Source organism: Pseudomonas sp. B21-012 (assembly GCF_024749305.1).
Classification (GTDB): domain Bacteria; phylum Pseudomonadota; class Gammaproteobacteria; order Pseudomonadales; family Pseudomonadaceae; genus Aquipseudomonas.
Genome location: NZ_CP087197.1, coordinates 5,527,521 through 5,543,197, shown reverse-complemented (window position 1 = coordinate 5,543,197; position 15,677 = coordinate 5,527,521). Strand labels below are relative to the sequence as shown.

The window sequence follows — 15,677 nt, the reverse complement described above, 5'->3', positions numbered from 1 at the left end:
GGGCCTGACTATCGGGCGATAGCGGGACGGCTGCCGTGCAATCGAGTCGATACCGATCATCTAACAGCGAAAATCAAACGCCTACAGGGTGCGTCGTATCCAGTACAGACAGGGTCGCATCCAGTGTCGATGAGGTCGTTTACAGATTTATCCGGCCCTGTAAACGCAGTTTCGGCACTTGTGCACCGCAAAAAAACGGCGCACAAGCGCGGCTGACAGCTGGCGGCGTTGCTGGGCAAGAACGCGTCGGTTGCAGACGTCAGAGGTCCTGGCAAAAGCCTGATGATGCGCGGAATCGGCGGATTGCCGCCTATTCAGCGTAGCAGTTGCGGCGCCCTTGGCTTGGGCTGCGGGGCCGTACATTCAGGAGGTAAATGGCATGGCCATCAGTGTGTTCGACCTGTTCAAGATCGGCGTTGGCCCATCCAGTTCCCATACCGTCGGGCCCATGCGTGCCGCGGCATTGTTCGTCCAGGGCCTGCGCGAGCGCGGCGAGCTTGAACAGGTGCGGCGCGTCGAAGTGCGCCTGTACGGCTCGCTGTCGGCCACCGGTATCGGCCATGGCAGCGACAACGCGGTGATCATGGGCCTGATGGGCGAATGGCCGGACGCCATCGACCCCGCGCAAATCGGCCCGCGCATCGCTGCACTGCGCGAAACAGACACCTTGCTGCTCGATGGCCGGCTGCACGTCGGCTTCGTCTGGGCCCGCGACATGCTGCTGCTCGACGAGAACCTGCCCTACCACCCCAACGCCATGACCCTCATCGCTGAAGGCGCCGCAGGCGAGCTGCACCGCGACACCTATTACTCGGTGGGCGGCGGCTTTGTCGTTGATGCGGCACAGGCTGCCAGCGGCGTGCTGGACGCCGACAACACGGTGCTGCCCTACAATTTCGACAGTGCCGTGGAGTTGCTCGAACTGTGCAAGCAAAACGACCTGCGCGTGTCGCAATTGATGATGGAAAACGAAAAGGTCTGGCGCAGTGAAGCAGAAATTCGCGCCGGGCTGCTGAAGTTGTGGCACGCCATGCAGGCCTGTGTCGAAAACGGCCTCAAATACGAAGGCATCCTGCCTGGCGGGCTCAATGTCAAACGTCGCGCAGCCAAGCTGCACCGCAGCCTGCAGGAACTGAACAAGCCCAATGTCATCGGCTCGACCCTGAGCGCCATGGAATGGGTCAACCTTTATGCCCTGGCGGTCAACGAAGAGAATGCCGCCGGCGGGCGCATGGTCACCGCACCGACCAATGGCGCGGCAGGGATCATCCCTGCGGTGCTGCACTACTACATGCGCTTTAGCGACGAAGTCAGCGAAGCCAACGTCGTCGACTTCTTCCTCGGCGCCGCCGCAGTGGGCATTTTGTGCAAGAAGAATGCTTCGATCTCCGGTGCCGAAGTCGGTTGCCAGGGTGAAGTCGGTTCGGCCTGCGCCATGGCCGCCGCCGGCCTTGCCGAGGTGCTCGGGGCTACCCCGGGGCAACTGGAAAACGCCGCCGAGATCGGTCTTGAGCACAACCTGGGGCTGACCTGCGACCCGGTTGGCGGGCTGGTCCAGGTGCCGTGTATCGAGCGCAACGCGATTGCCGCGGTCAAGGCCATCAATGCCGCGCAGATGGCCCTGCGCGGCGACGGCGAGCACTTCATCTCCCTCGACCGGGTGATCCGCACCATGCGTGACACCGGCGCCGACATGCACGACAAGTACAAGGAAACCTCGCGCGGTGGCCTGGCGGTCAGCGCCATCGAATGTTGAAACGCTGACGCGCCCTGCGCCGTTTTCGCCCACCTTCGGCCTGCGCGCCGCCTTTTGGCGCGCAGGCCTTTCCCGCCTCGAACAATCCGCTGTTACCCCCGTGCCTGGCGCCTTGGGTGACAGTTGCCGATGTCGTTTCTGGGCATCCTTCACACAAGTGCTACCGAATTGCTCACGCGTCCTACAGACCGGCGCTAGGCCGCTGGTTTGCGTTTATAACCGCGCCCGGCAACAAGGGCCATATAGACGCCGCGCGACGTCGTTTTTGGGTTTTGTTGAATGGCCATTCAATTTCAGGCATGGCATTTGCGTTGTGATTGGCAAAGCCCCTGCATCCGAATCGGGGCCGTGACAAAAAAGCCCGTGCCTGCCTGAGGCACAACCTGCATTGTGTGAGGAGATACCGCGATGACGTCGTACAACTCCGGGACCCCAACCCAGAACCGCACGCCCCAATCCATCGGCTTCCTGCTGCTGGACAATTTCACGCTGATTTCCCTGGCCTCCGCTGTTGAGCCGCTGCGCATGGCCAACCAGCTGTCCGGTCGCGAGCTGTATCGCTGGAGCACCCTGAGCGTGGATGGCGGCCAGGTGTGGGCCAGCGACGGCTTGCAGATCACTCCCGATGCGGCAATGCACAAGGCACCGGCCATGGACACCGTGATTGTCTGTGGCGGTATTGGTATCCAGCGCACCGTTACCCGCGAGCACGTCACCTGGCTGCAGAGCCAGGCGCGCCAGTCGCGACGCCTGGGTGCGGTGTGCACCGGCAGCTGGGCCCTGGCCTGTGCCGGCCTGCTCGATGGTTTTGACTGCAGCGTGCACTGGGAATGCCTGGCGGCGATGCAGGAAGCCTTCCCGCGGGTGAGCATGAGCACCCGTTTATTCACCCTCGACCGCAACCGCTTCACCAGCTCCGGCGGCACTGCGCCGCTGGACATGATGCTGCACCTGATCAGCCGTGATCATGGTCGCGAGCTGTCGGCGGCGATTTCGGAGATGTTTGTCTACGAGCGCATCCGCAACGAACAGGACCACCAGCGCGTGCCGCTCAAGCACATGCTCGGCACCAACCAGCCGAAACTGCAGGAAATCGTCGCGTTGATGGAAGCCAACCTCGAAGAGCCGATCGACCTGGATGAACTGGCCGTTTATGTGTCGGTGTCGCGGCGCCAGCTTGAGCGCCTGTTCCAGAAGTACCTGCACTGCTCGCCGTCACGCTACTACCTGAAGCTGCGCCTGATCCGCGCCCGGCAACTGCTCAAGCAGACGCCGATGTCGATCATCGAAGTGGCTTCGGTGTGCGGCTTTGTCTCGACCCCGCATTTCTCCAAGTGCTATCGCGAGTACTTTGGCATTCCGCCGCGTGACGAGCGCGTGGGCTCTAATACTGCCCAGCAGGTGGCGATGATGCCGATCCCGCAGGCGCTGGTGCTGTCGCCGCTGGCCGGGCCGATGTCGGCGTTGAGCCAGGCGCGCAATGAGTCGACCTTTGCCAGTGTGAGACTCTGATTCCGAGCTGAATTCATCGCGGGTCAAGCCCGCTCCCACAGGAGTTAGGTGATCTCTGTGGGAGCGGGCTTGACCCGCGATGCTGTTAACGATTCTGAAATTCGGCCAACGCCGGCAACAACTGCCTTTCGATCGCCTGGCGCACGGCCGGCAGAATGGTCGCATTGCCGGAGTACATCTGTTCGACCATGCCCTTCAGGGCTTTAGCCCGCTGCTCACTCAAACCACGTACCGCACACTCGCAGGCCTGTTCGGCACTGGCCCCGGCCGGCGTCTCGAAACCCAGCGCGCGCAGCTGGCCCAGCAGGTCGTCCTGATCAATCAAATCCGCATGCATCATGGTTGTTGTCCTTGTTTGCAGGTGTGATCGTCAGTCGATTCTGTGGGCCCGGGCGCACTGCGGCAAGGGCAGATTGTCGCAATGGCCGCTTTACCTAAGCACAGGTCGTTTTCGGGTAAATCGGCGGGGGAGGGAGGCTGCACACTGGGGCCATGCACAGAAAAGGAAGGTTTGGTCACCATCCGCTTGAAGCATGTTCATGCTCGCTCTTGGCCCCGGTTGCTTCACGGCTTGTCGGGGTTATTTTTTTGCTTTTGAATCATTGGCAACCTGATCACCCGGCCAACAAACTCGGCCGCCGGCAGATCAACCTGCTCATTCACGACCCCTTGCAAGCGCTCAAGCACCGCCGGTGCAAACGGTGCTGACCTCGGTCCGGCAAGGTCGACATGCAACAGCATCTGTTCACTGGCCGCCAGCGCTTCATCAAACCCCTCGCGATGCAGGCTGTGGTACAGGTGCAGGCGCTTGGGGTCAAAATCGATAACCTGGCTCTGCACCCACACCTGGGTGCCGAGCTTTACCTCATGCAAGTAGTTCAGGTGGCACTCCAGGGTGAACAGCGAGTGGCCGCTGGCGCTGCGGTTGTCGCTGTCCAGGCCGATGCGGTCCATAAACGCATCGGTGGCATAGCTGAAGATCAGCAGGTAGAAGGCATCGCGCAGATGCCCGTTGTAGTCGACCCAGTCTGCCGGAACCTGGGTCTGGTAGGTGATCAATGCGGGCATCGCTGCACTCCGGTCAGTCGCTGAAGGCCATGCCGTGCTTGGCCTTGGTGGTTTTTACTGCAGCCAGCACGGCCAGCAGGCAATCATCACGATAGCGCTCCAGCGCGCTGATGCTGCGCTCGCCCAGTTGTTCGCCGGTGCCTTCGACCACGGCGTCGATCAGGCCGTCGGTCAGCTCGGGCGCGGGCAGGTAGGTCCAGGGCAGTTGCAACGCCGGGCCGAACTGGGCCATGAAGTGGCGCATGCCGGCGTCACCACCGGCCAGGGTGTAGGTGAGGAAGGTGCCCATGAACGACCAGCGCAAACCGGCGCCGAAGCGGATTGCGTCGTCGATCTCACCGGTGGTCGCCACGCCATCGTTGACCAGGTGCAGAGCCTCGCGCCACAGCGCTTCGAGCAAGCGGTCGGCGATAAAGCCGGGCACTTCCTTGCGCACATGCAGCGGGCGCATGCCCAGGCGGGTGTAGACGGTTTTTGCCGCTTCGATGGCCTCGGGCGCGGTCTTGTAGCTGCCGACGATTTCTACCAGCGGCAGCAGGTACACCGGGTTGAACGGATGGCCGACCACGCAGCGTTCGGGGTGGGTCGAAGACTCGTAGAACTCGCTGGGCAGCAGACCTGAAGTACTGGAGCCGATCAGCGCATTGGGCTTGGCTGCGGCGCTGATCTTGCTGTGCAGGTCGAGCTTGAGGTCGAGGCGCTCGGGGGCGCTTTCCTGGATGAAATCGGCATCGCGCACGCATTCCTCGATGGTCGCCACAAAGCGCAGGCGCTGCTGCGAGGCGCCGGGTGCCAAGCCCTGTTGCTCCAGAGCCGGCCAGGCATTGGCGATACGCTTGCGCAAGGCCGCCTCTGCTCCCGGCGCCGGGTCCCAGGCGACTACATCCAGGCCGTGGGCCAGGGCGCGGGCCACCCAGCCGCTGCCGATTACGCCGCTGCCCAGGGCTGCAAAAGTCTTGATCTCGGTGATAAAGCTCATCGGTTTCTCCAGCAGTCAGCGACGGGTCAGGTTCATTTTGGCGCGGCCTTCGGCAGGGCTCAGTACCCGTGCGCCAAGGCGGCTGAGAATCTCGCTGGCGCGTTCCACCAGTTGGCCGTTGCTGGCCAGCACGCCCTTGTCCAGGTACAGGTTGTCTTCCAGGCCGACCCGCAAGTTGCCGCCCAGCAGCACTGCTTGCGCGGCCATCGGCATCTGCATGCGGCCAATGCCGAAGCCGGCCCAGGTCACGCCTGGCGGCAGGTTGTCGACCATGGCTTTCATGGTGGCGGTGTCGGCCGGCGCGCCCCAGGGGATGCCCAGGCACAGCTGGAACAACGGGTCGTCGAGCAGGCCTTCCTTGATCATCTGCTTGGCGAACCACAGGTGGCCGGTGTCGAAGATCTCCAGCTCCGCTTTGACGCCCAGTTCAGTGATGCGCCTGGCCCCAGCGCGCAGTTGCGCTGGGGTCGAGACGTAGATGCTGTTGCCGTCGCCAAAGTTGAGGGTGCCACAGTCCAGGGTGCAGATTTCCGGCAGCAGCGCCTCGACGTGGGCCAGGCGCTCCAGCGGGCCGATCAGGTCGGTGCCGGCGCCGAACTCCAGCGGAGTTTCGCCCGGGCCGATCTCCAGGTCGCCACCCATGCCGGCGGTGAGGTTGACGATGATGTCGACGTCGGATTCGCGGATGCGCTCCATCACCTCGCGGTACAAGTTGACGTCGCGGCTGAAGCGGCCGGTTTGCGGGTCGCGAACGTGGCAGTGGACCACCGTGGCACCGGCTTTGGCGGCTTCTACCGCGGCTGCGGCGATCTGTTTTGGGGTGACCGGGACCAGGTGGCTTTTGCTGGCGGTGTCGCCGGCGCCGGTCAGGGCGCAGGTGATGATGACGTCGTGGTTCATGTGCGGTTTCCTTCGGGCGAGTTGGGGCCATCGCGGGTCAAGCCCGCTCCCACAGGGTCTGTCAGTTAGCGGTCAGTTGCAGGTTTTCGGCGGCCGGTTTGCCGTCAAACGTGGTCACCCCTTCAAGCCAGCGCTTCTGGTCTTGCGGGTGATCCTTGAGCCACTGGCGGGCGGACTCCAGCGCATCCTTGTGCTCGAGTAGCGGCTGCATCATGCGGCTCTCGTCTTCGGCGGTGAATTTCAGGTTGCTCAGCAGGCGATGGGCATTCGGGCAGCGCTGGGCGTAGTCGGGGGCGGTAACGGTCCACACCGTGGCGCGGCCTTCGTCCGGGCCGAGGGCGTCTTCGCTGCCGCTGAGGTAGGCCATGTCGATGTTGACGTTCATCGGGTGCGGTGCCCAGCCGAAGAACACCACCGCCTCCTTGCGCCGTACCGCGCGGTCGACGGCGGCGAGCATGCCGGCCTCGCTGGACTCGACCAGCTGGAATTTGCCGAGGCCGAACTGGTTCTTGCTGATCATCGCCTTGATCTGGGTGTTGGCCCCGGAGCCCGGCTCGATGCCGTAGATCTTGCCGCCCAGCTCCTTCTCGAATTTGGCGATGTCGGCGAAGGTTTTCAGGCCCTTGTCGGCCAGGTACCTGGGCACCGCGAGGGTGGCGCGGGCGTCATCCAGGCTCGGCTGGTCGAGGACCTTGACCTGCTTGGCGTCGATGAACGGGGTGATGGTCTGGGTCATGATCGGGTTCCAGTAGCCGAGGAACATGTCCAGGCGCTGGTCGCGAATGCCGGCGAAAATGATCTGTTGCGAGGCGCTGGTCTGCTTGGTCTTGTAGCCCAGGCCATCGAGCAGCACCTGGGTCATGGCGCTGGTGGCCATCACGTCGGTCCAGTTCACCACGCCGAGGCGCACGTTCTTGCAGGCGGCCGGTTCTGCGGCCATCACGTTGGTGCTGAGGATTGCGGTACCGACGAGCATCAGCAGGCTACGGCTGATCATTCTGTTCATGGTGGCTCCTCCAACGGCAGTTCTAATTGTTATAGGGGGCGGCCTCTGCGTGCCGTGTGATCAAACTACGCGGCTGCTGTGGGAAAAAATCGCACTGTGGCGACCGGCACTTGCACAGTGGCGACCAGCGCGCTATTAACCCTGGATCCGTGGCCGTCGAGTCGTCGCTATGCCCCAGGATTTCCATTTCTTGCTGTTGCCGGGTTTCTCCGCGATCGGTTTTATATCTGCGGTAGAGCCGCTGCGGGTGGCCAACCGCTTTCGCGGCGAGCTGTACCGCTGGCAGGTGCTGAGCATAGATGGCGGCGCGGTGCAGGCCAGCAACGGCATGTCGGTGAATGCTGACGCCGCGCTGCAGCCGTTGGGCAAGGGCGCTACCCTGCTGGTGGTGGCCGGTTTCGAGCCGCTGCGCAGCTTCAGCCCAGCCCTGCAGCACTGGTTGCGCAAGCTCGATCACGAGGGCGTGGTATTGGGCGGCATCGATACCGGCAGCGTGGTGCTGGCCGAGGCCGGTTTGCTTGAGGGTTACCGGGTGACCCTGCACTGGGAAGCGCTGGAGGCCTTCAAGGAAAGTTACCCGCAGTTGCAGGCGACCCAGGAGCTGTTCGAAGTCGATCGCCGGCGCATTACCTCTGCGGGAGGCACCGCTTCGATCGACCTGATGCTCGACCTGATCGCCCAGGCTCATAGCCCGGAGCTGGCGATCCAGGTGTCGGAGCAGTTCGTGCTCGGCCGGATTCGCCCGCGCCAGGATCACCAGCGCATGCAGATCGCCTCACGCTATGGGATCAGCAACAAGAAGCTGGTGCAGGTGATCGGTGAGATGGAGCGCAACACCGAGCAACCGCTCAACACCTTGGTGCTCGCCGAGTCGGTGCAGGTCACCCGGCGCCAGCTGGAGCGCCTGTTCAAGCTTTACCTGCACGACACCCCCAGCGGCTTCTACCTGCGCCTGCGCCTGGACAAGGCCCGGCAATTGCTGCGCCAGACCGACCTCAGCGTGCTGGAGGTGGGCATCGCTTGCGGGTTCGAGTCGGCGTCGTATTTCACCCGTTGTTACCGCGGGCGCTTCCAGCGTTGCCCGCGCGAAGACCGCAAGGCCGCGGCGGTCAGCCTCAGCGGCGCTTGAGCAACAGCGCGCAGGCGCTCTTGTAGGCTTCGTGCTGGTACTTGTTCAGCGACGCCGGCAGTTCAAGGTCGTGTTTCTTCGCTTGGGCGCTGACGGTCTGCGGTGACACCAGCTCCACCTCGCAGTTGTCCAGCAACTGCAGCACGCCCTCGATCTTGAAGGTGGTCGGGCCGCCGGCGAAATCACCTTTCTTGCTGCGCTTTTTGATCGCCAGGTGGCTGATGCCCTGCTCGGCGATAAAGGCCCGGGCCTGGCGGGCAAAGGCTTTGACGCTATCTGCCAGTTCGTCGTCTTCCAGGGCGATTTTTTTCGTCGCCAGGGCAAGGTGCACAGGGCTGGCGCCGTCCAGGGTGGCAACGGCAAGCAGCGCTTCGCTGCCTTTGATTTCAATTCCGCAGATTTTCATGCTGGTCTCAATCGGAGTTCTGCAGCCCCAGGGACTGCAAGTATTCGGAGCGATCATCGCTACGTTGGGCAATGCAGGTGTTCAAGGCCGCGTCGAAAGCCTTGCCGGGTTGCTGGTCATAGGTCTCGACCTTGCAATCGGCGTCGCGCAGTTGCTTCCAGATGGCTTGGGCCTCACGCAGGCGCTTGCTCAGCTCGTCGACCTTGGCTTGCTGGCCGCCGTACTGCTCGCCAATGCGCTGCAACAGGTCGTCGAAAGCGGCATTGAGTTCGCGTTCGGCGGTAGTGCGGCTGTATTGGGCGCACGCATAGCTTTGCTGGTCGGTGTCGACGTTGTCGCACGGGGTGCTTTCGTCGTCCTCGGCATGGGCGCCGAATGCCAGCAATACCAGGGCCAGGCCTACCATCGTTCTCATCTGCGACATCCTCCGAAAGCTTGCGCGAACATGGGCGCCGATTCTCGCTCAGCGCCGCAGCAAAGAACAGGGTAGCCGTTGCGCCTGTCCACTCACCAGGCCCAGGCCAAAACCGCCTGAGGCGCGAAGTGTCGAGTCCTCTACCCAGGGCAGTTCAGATCATCAGGCCGACGATGAATGTTTCGGCCATCTGGCCAAGACGCTCCTGGATCATTTGCTGTATGGCGTAATTTCCCGGGGGATGAAACTGCACCTGGTGAATTTCCAGTTTTACCATGGCTCTGGATTCAAGCCGCTGACGGTCAAGGAGGCTTGTCACTGGCACAGCAGACGAAAGCTCCAGCCTGTGCAACTGGACATCCAATATACCGTTGGCCCGCTCGTTGACAGGGATGAACTGAAAGCTGTTGAACGCATGGTGGTCATTGCCGATTCTGAACACTTCCCGGGCAGCTGTGGATTGCAGGAGCGCCCTGAACGTTCTGTCGACCTGTTGAGCTTGCGTGAGGTCCAGTACGGGCGAGTTCTGTGCAACGGTAGAGAACGCCAGTTCGAGCAATGTCCAATACAGGTGATGCAGCTCGACCTGTTTTTTCCAGACGCCGGTGAAGCGCCAGCCCAGGGTTGCCAGGATCGCACAGTAGCTGGCAAACCAGTCCTGACCCGGGGGCGTTTGTTGTTGAGCCAACAGTTGCGCAAAAAGTGTGCTGTTCAACACGCTCTTGCGCCGCGTATCTGTCAGTCGGTCACTGAAACTGAGGACACTATCCGCTGCCACCGCAGCATTCACTGCACCCGGTAGAGTGTTATTGTGATAGTTGACCAGGCTGCGAGTTGCCGGCGTTAGTGCCGGTGGAATAGCTATCGGGTTTGAATCCATAGAGGTGTTCATGGCGAGGGGCTCGGATACTGCCGCATTGCCAGGATTGACCAGTGCGACAGTATCAGTGGAATAGCCAGCGATTCACGGGTGGGGAAGCTCGAAGGTGAGTTGCTGAATGTGACTACCCAGTTTGGTGGTCACGGTGCTCCTCAGGCTGCTGTAGCTTGCTTTGAGACTGGCATCACTGTGGCGGATCTGGATTGGGCACAGAATGTCCTGACAGGCAAACGAATGCTTTAGCCAGTCATCGGTGACGTTAAAGGGTTTAGTCTCCAGGGCCAGACTGATCTTCTTGATCGCCGTTAACGAACGCGCAATCAGCACTTCAATAGTGATCAACAGGCGGTCCTGGCCAGGCAGCGGTTTAAAAGCAGATTGGCGCAGAACAGTTTTTTTTTGGTCGGGCTGACCCGGCTCGTTCAATGCAGTCCACACCTGCGCTGGAATCGCATAGGGACTGGCAACCTGCTGAAGCAGTTCCATTAGCGTGATTGTGCTTCCCAAGCTTGAGGTGTATTCGGTCAACTGCTCGGTGGTGAAAACCCAGCCTAACTTACCGAGCGCCTTACTGTAGTGCGAGTGCCACGCCTGGATAGAATGGTACGGCTGTTTGTCGGCAGACATTTGCGCGAGCAGGCTCGATCTCAATATGTCTTCCTTGGTGCTCACAGGTAGGTGCGTGGATAAACAGGCAATCTGCGCAGCGTTGATATAATTCTCGAAAGCATTGGGCATGTTGGCACTCCTTGCGATGGGCAGTGCCGATGCCGGGCATCGGCACGCGAAGTATCAAATCTCGAATTGCTCAAGAAAGTTTTCTGCACCACCGGCCAGTTTGTCTTCTACCGCAGAACGGATGCGGGCATACAGATTGGTGTTCAACTGAACCTGGCTAGCAGCCCGATAGATGGTCACATTGGTTTTCTTGAATTTGAAAAACAGCACGCGCTTGGTCCTGACCTGTTTCTTGAATTCCAGGCAATTGAGCACCATCGCTACCTGACCCCTGCCGGACTCGAGGCACGGAAGAATCTGGAAGGTGCCGAAGGATTCCGAGGCGCTGTTGTTTTCCAGCAGGTTCAGTGCGCCCTGGTCTTTTTGCAGGCCATTCAGGGTTTTTTCCGCAATGCTCCTGAATCCCCCGCCCCCGGACACCGCGCCAATGATTTCCAGGGCAATCTGGTCCATGGAAAACTCACTGGCGCGCGGGGTGTAAAGCTGAGAGGCGTTGTTGGTGGTGTTCCATCCCAATGTCGCCAGGCCTTTGGTGTAGAACTCATACCACTGCTTGCGCTGGGTTTCCTTGTCGAACTTCTTGTCTGCCCCTTGTTGCATGAGGGAGATGCAGTTCATTACATCAATACTGTTTTGTTCCGACAGTGAGTCAGTGAGGCCGATGGCACTTTCACCGACGACGACGCCATTGTCGGTGTTTTCGTCGAAGGCGACTCCCGGGAGGGTGGGATCTGCCGCAAACGCCGCGCGAGTGGCGATGACGGGTTTGCGGGCAGGCAGCTCAAGGGAACTGATGAAGTCAAGTTGATCCGATTGCAGCATGTCGTTACTCCTGTAAAGGGTGCCAGCCTCCTGGCTGGTCGAGCAATGATAGAGCGACCACTGCTGCAACCCAGAGGGACGCGCTTCTATTCCCAGGGTTCGCCGCGGCACAAACTGCCCCCCTTCAACAAGCGTTGACGCTTTCGGCAATTCCCCTGTCGTTTTTGCATCTGGGCGACATTGCCCCTAGGCATATGCTGGCCCCAAAGCGCCGGCAGACGATTCGGCGCAGGTTTTACCAATAAAGGGGACAGCCTGATGAGCCCAGCCGAATTACACGCAGACAGCATCGTTATCGACGGGCTGATCATTGCCAAATGGAACCGCGAGCTGTTCGAGGACATGCGCAAGGGCGGCCTGACCGCAGCCAACTGCACAGTGTCGGTCTGGGAAGGTTTCCAGGCCACGGTCAACAACATCGCCGCCAGCCAGAAGCTGATTCGCGACAACAGCGACCTGGTGATGCCGGTGCGCACCACCGCCGACATCCGCAAGGCCAAGGAACTGGGCAAGACCGGCATCCTCTTCGGCTTCCAGAACGCCCATGCCTTCGAAGACCAGATCGGCTACGTCGAGGTGTTCAAGCAGCTGGGCGTGGGCATCGTGCAGATGTGCTACAACACCCAGAACCTGGTCGGTACCGGTTGCTATGAGCGTGACGGCGGGCTATCGGGCTTTGGCCGCGAGATTGTCGCCGAGATGAACCGCGTCGGGGTCATGTGCGACCTGTCCCACGTCGGCTCCAAGACCTCCGAAGAAGTCATCCTCGAATCGAAAAAGCCGGTGTGCTACTCCCACTGCCTGCCTTCCGGGCTCAAGGAGCACCCGCGCAACAAGTCCGATGAAGAGCTCAAGTTCATTGCCGATCACGGCGGTTTCGTCGGCGTTACCATGTTCGCGCCGTTCTTGGCCAAGGGTATCGATTCGACCATCGACGACTACGCCGAAGCCATCGAATACACCATGAACATTGTCGGTGAAGACTCCATCGGCATCGGTACCGACTTCACCCAGGGCCACGGCCAGGATTTTTTCGAGTACCTGACCCACGACAAGGGCTACGCCCGGCGCCTGACCAACTTCGGCAAGATCATCAACCCGCTGGGCATCCGCACCGTGGGCGAGTTCCCCAACCTCACCGAGACCCTGCTCAAACGCGGCCACTCCGAGCGCGTGGTGCGCAAGATCATGGGCGAGAACTGGGTCAACGTTCTAAAGGACGTCTGGGGCGAGTGAATACCTCTGGAGCCTACTCCGCTCGCCGATAGCTGCGTCAGGTCCTCGCGAAAAGCTCGCCGTACCTCGGTACTGTCTCGCCTTTCGCTCCGGTCCTTTCTTGCTCTCGACGTGCTCGCTACGGCTCCAAAGGCATTCACAGCGGCTGTTTATTGAAGAGCAAAGCCAAAGCGGCTTTGCATCGTGAATACCACATTTCTGGAGTTCAGTTTCCATGGCCAAGATCGCCCCGCAATTGCCTATCGAAGTCGACAGCGAAACCGGTGTCTGGACCAGCGACGCCCTGCCGATGCTGTACGTACCGCGGCATTTCTTCGTCAACAACCACATGGGCATCGAGGAAGTACTGGGCGCCGAGGCCTATGCCGAGATCCTCTACAAGGCTGGCTACAAGTCTGCCTGGCACTGGTGCGAGAAAGAGGCCGAATGCCACGGCCTGCAAGGCGTGGCGGTGTTCGAGCACTACATGAAGCGCCTGTCCCAGCGCGGCTGGGGCCTGTTCAAGATCCAGGACATCGACCTCGACAAGGGCACCGCCAGCGTCAAGCTCGAGCATTCGGCGTTCGTCTATGTGTACGGCAAGGTCGGGCGCAAGGTCGACTACATGTTCACCGGCTGGTTCGCCGGGGCCATGGACCAGATCCTGGCCGCGCGCGGCAGCAACATTCGCACGGTCGCCGAGCAGGTCTACGGCGGTTCGCAAGAAGGCCACGACGACGGCCTGTTCATCGTCAAGCCGTTGTAAGTCGAGGATCCCGCCATGGCTTTCGAAGCAATGTTCCAGCCGATCCAGATCGGCAAACTGACCATCCGCAACCGGGTACTGAGCACTGCGCACGCCGAGGTCTACGCCACCGATGGCGGCATGACCACCGAGCGCTACGTGAAGTACTACGAAGAGAAAGCCAAGGGCGGCATCGGCCTGGCGATTTGCGGCGGCTCCTCGGTGGTGGCCATCGACAGCCCGCAGGAATGGTGGGCGTCGGTGAACCTCTCGACCGACCGCATCATCCCGCACTTCCAGAACCTGGCCGACGCCATGCACAAGCATGGCGCCAAGATCATGATCCAGATTACCCACATGGGCCGTCGCTCGCGCTGGGACGGCTTCAACTGGCCGACCCTGATGTCGCCATCGGGGGTGCGCGAGCCGGTGCACCGGGCCACCTGCAAGACCATCGAGCCAGAAGAAATCTGGCGGGTGATCGGCAACTACGCGCAGGCCGCGCGCCGGGCCAAGGAAGGTGGCCTGGACGGCGTCGAGCTGTCGGCGGTGCACCAGCACATGATCGACCAGTTCTGGAGCCCGCGGGTCAACAAGCGCACCGACGAATGGGGCGGCACCTTTGAAGGGCGGATGAAGTTCGGCCTGGAAGTGCTCAAGGCCGTGCGTGCCGAAGTGGGCCCGGACTTTTGCGTGGGCATGCGCATCTGCGGTGACGAGTTCCACCCCGATGGCCTCAGTCATGAGGACATGAAGGAAATCGCCCAGTACTACGACGCCACCGGCATGCTGGATTTTTTCGGCGTGATCGGTTCGGGCTGCGACACCCACAACACCCTGGCCAACGTCATTCCCAACATGAGCTTCCCGCCCGAGCCGTTCCTGCACCTGGCAGCCGGCATCAAGGAAGTGGTCAAGGTGCCGGTGCTGCACGCGCAGAACATCAAGGACCCGAACCAGGCTACGCGCATTCTCGAAGGCGGTTATGTCGACATGGTCGGCATGACCCGTGCGCACATCGCCGACCCGCACCTGATCGCCAAGATCAAGATGGGCCAGATCGACCAGATCAAGCAGTGCGTGGGTGCCAACTACTGCATCGACCGCCAGTACCAGGGCCTGGACGTGCTGTGCATCCAGAACGCCGCGACCTCCCGTGAATACATGGGCGTGCCGCACATCATCGAGAAAAGCACCGGACCCAAGCGCAAGGTGGTGGTGGTTGGCGCCGGGCCTGCGGGCATGGAAGCCGCGCGCGTGGCAGCAGAGCGCGGCCATGACGTCACCCTGTTCGAGAAGAAGGACGCCATCGGCGGTCAGATCAGCATTGCCGCCAAGGCGCCGCAGCGCGACCAGATCGCCGGTATCACCCGCTGGTACCAGCTGGAGCTGGCGCGCCTGAAGGTCGACTTGCGCCTGGGTACTGCCGCCGATATCGACACCATTCAAGACCTGCGCCCGGACATCATCGTGCTGGCGGTGGGCGGCCATCCATTCATCGAACAGAACGAACACTGGGGCGCCGCCGAAGGGCTGGTGGTCAGCAGCTGGGACGTGCTCGACGGCAAGGTGGCGCCGGGCAAGAACGTGCTGGTGTACGACACCATCTGCGAATTCACCGGCATGTCGGTGGCCGACTACATCGCTGACAAGGGCAGCCAGGTCGAGATCGTCACCGACGACATCAAGCCGGGCGTGGCCATTGGCGGCACGTCGTTCCCGACCTACTACCGCAGCATGTACCCCAAGGAAGTGATCATGACTGGCGACCTGATGCTGGAAAAGGTCTACCGCGAGGGTGACAAACTGGTGGCGGTGCTGGAGAACGAATACACCGGCGCCAAAGAGGAGCGGGTGGTCGACCAGGTGGTGATCGAGAACGGCGTACGGCCGGACGAGGCGCTGTACTACGGCCTCAAGGAAGGCTCGCGCAACAAGGGCCAGATCGACATCGAAGCGTTGTTCGCGATCAAGCCGCAGCCGATTCTCAGCCAGCCGGGCGAAGGCTACTTGCTGTATCGCATCGGCGACTGCGTGGCGCAGCGCAATACCCACGCCGCTATCTACGATGCACTCCGGCTTTGTAAGGATTTCTAAGGCAGCTGC

At 61.4% G+C, this 15,677-nt stretch carries 16 protein-coding genes; 6 read left to right on the top strand and 10 right to left on the bottom strand.

Features of this window, described 5'->3' with window-relative positions:
- Positions 1–379: 379 nt before the first annotated feature.
- Both LOY37_RS25495 and LOY37_RS25490 read left to right on the top strand, forming a co-directional pair.
- The gene (locus tag LOY37_RS25495) at positions 380–1,756 is read left to right on the top strand and encodes an L-serine ammonia-lyase (RefSeq protein ID WP_258715985.1); all 1,377 of its coding nucleotides are present in this window, start codon (positions 380–382) and stop codon (positions 1,754–1,756) included.
- 408 nt (positions 1,757–2,164) lie between these two features.
- Positions 2,165–3,268 (top strand): GlxA family transcriptional regulator, encoded by a 1,104-nt coding sequence (locus LOY37_RS25490; RefSeq protein ID WP_093378649.1) that lies wholly within the window; start codon positions 2,165–2,167, stop codon positions 3,266–3,268.
- A gap of 85 nt (positions 3,269–3,353) precedes the next feature.
- Here the strand turns inward: LOY37_RS25490 and LOY37_RS25485 are convergent, their stop codons facing one another.
- From LOY37_RS25485 to LOY37_RS25465, 5 genes are all read right to left on the bottom strand, one after another.
- Positions 3,354–3,608 carry a hypothetical protein gene (locus tag LOY37_RS25485; RefSeq protein WP_258715984.1) on the bottom strand — a complete coding sequence of 85 codons (255 nt, stop codon included), beginning with the start codon at positions 3,606–3,608 and terminating at the stop codon, positions 3,354–3,356.
- A gap of 224 nt (positions 3,609–3,832) precedes the next feature.
- Complete coding sequence (locus tag LOY37_RS25480) at positions 3,833–4,336, bottom strand: thioesterase family protein (RefSeq protein WP_258715983.1); 504 nt, start codon at positions 4,334–4,336, stop codon at positions 3,833–3,835.
- Between the two features lie 13 nt (positions 4,337–4,349).
- Positions 4,350–5,315, bottom strand: coding sequence for an L-carnitine dehydrogenase (locus LOY37_RS25475; protein WP_258715982.1), 966 nt, complete (start codon positions 5,313–5,315; stop codon positions 4,350–4,352).
- A gap of 15 nt (positions 5,316–5,330) precedes the next feature.
- Entirely contained in the window at positions 5,331–6,215 is an 885-nt protein-coding gene (locus LOY37_RS25470; protein ID WP_258715981.1) for a 3-keto-5-aminohexanoate cleavage protein, read from the bottom strand.
- Positions 6,216–6,276: 61 nt separating this feature from the next.
- The gene (locus LOY37_RS25465; protein ID WP_258715980.1) at positions 6,277–7,221 is read right to left on the bottom strand and encodes a choline ABC transporter substrate-binding protein; all 945 of its coding nucleotides are present in this window, start codon (positions 7,219–7,221) and stop codon (positions 6,277–6,279) included.
- A 169-nt stretch (positions 7,222–7,390) separates the two neighbouring features.
- On the opposite strand from LOY37_RS25465, the gene LOY37_RS25460 reads away from it, so the two are divergent.
- The gene (locus LOY37_RS25460; RefSeq protein ID WP_258715979.1) at positions 7,391–8,350 is read left to right on the top strand and encodes a GlxA family transcriptional regulator; all 960 of its coding nucleotides are present in this window, start codon (positions 7,391–7,393) and stop codon (positions 8,348–8,350) included.
- Here the strand turns inward: LOY37_RS25460 and LOY37_RS25455 are convergent.
- The 5 genes from LOY37_RS25455 to LOY37_RS25435 form a co-directional block, all read right to left on the bottom strand.
- Positions 8,337–8,756: a DUF3010 family protein gene (locus LOY37_RS25455; protein ID WP_258715978.1), complete on the bottom strand. Its 420-nt coding sequence runs from the start codon at positions 8,754–8,756 to the stop codon at positions 8,337–8,339. The genes LOY37_RS25460 and LOY37_RS25455 overlap by 14 nt on opposite strands.
- 7 nt (positions 8,757–8,763) lie before the next feature.
- On the bottom strand, positions 8,764–9,171 hold the full coding sequence (locus LOY37_RS25450) for a lysozyme inhibitor LprI family protein (protein WP_093378685.1): 408 nt from the start codon (positions 9,169–9,171) through the stop codon (positions 8,764–8,766).
- Between the two features lie 154 nt (positions 9,172–9,325).
- The gene (locus LOY37_RS25445; protein WP_258715977.1) at positions 9,326–10,063 is read right to left on the bottom strand and encodes a hypothetical protein; all 738 of its coding nucleotides are present in this window, start codon (positions 10,061–10,063) and stop codon (positions 9,326–9,328) included.
- A gap of 72 nt (positions 10,064–10,135) precedes the next feature.
- The gene (locus LOY37_RS25440) at positions 10,136–10,789 is read right to left on the bottom strand and encodes a hypothetical protein (protein ID WP_093378692.1); all 654 of its coding nucleotides are present in this window, start codon (positions 10,787–10,789) and stop codon (positions 10,136–10,138) included.
- Positions 10,790–10,843: 54 nt separating this feature from the next.
- The gene (locus LOY37_RS25435) at positions 10,844–11,611 is read right to left on the bottom strand and encodes a hypothetical protein (RefSeq protein ID WP_258715976.1); all 768 of its coding nucleotides are present in this window, start codon (positions 11,609–11,611) and stop codon (positions 10,844–10,846) included.
- Positions 11,612–11,869: 258 nt separating this feature from the next.
- On the opposite strand from LOY37_RS25435, the gene LOY37_RS25430 reads away from it, so the two are divergent.
- The 3 genes from LOY37_RS25430 to dgcA all read left to right on the top strand — a co-directional run bounded on the left by LOY37_RS25430 (position 11,870) and on the right by dgcA (position 15,668).
- Positions 11,870–12,847, top strand: a complete 978-nt coding sequence (locus LOY37_RS25430; RefSeq protein ID WP_123565301.1) for a dipeptidase — start codon at positions 11,870–11,872, stop codon at positions 12,845–12,847.
- A 214-nt stretch (positions 12,848–13,061) separates the two neighbouring features.
- On the top strand, positions 13,062–13,592 hold the full coding sequence (locus LOY37_RS25425) for a 4-vinyl reductase (RefSeq protein WP_045202287.1): 531 nt from the start codon (positions 13,062–13,064) through the stop codon (positions 13,590–13,592).
- 15 nt (positions 13,593–13,607) lie between these two features.
- Positions 13,608–15,668 carry a dimethylglycine demethylation protein DgcA gene (gene dgcA / locus LOY37_RS25420; RefSeq protein WP_258715975.1) on the top strand — a complete coding sequence of 687 codons (2,061 nt, stop codon included), beginning with the start codon at positions 13,608–13,610 and terminating at the stop codon, positions 15,666–15,668.
- The last annotated feature ends 9 nt before the right edge of the window (positions 15,669–15,677 follow it).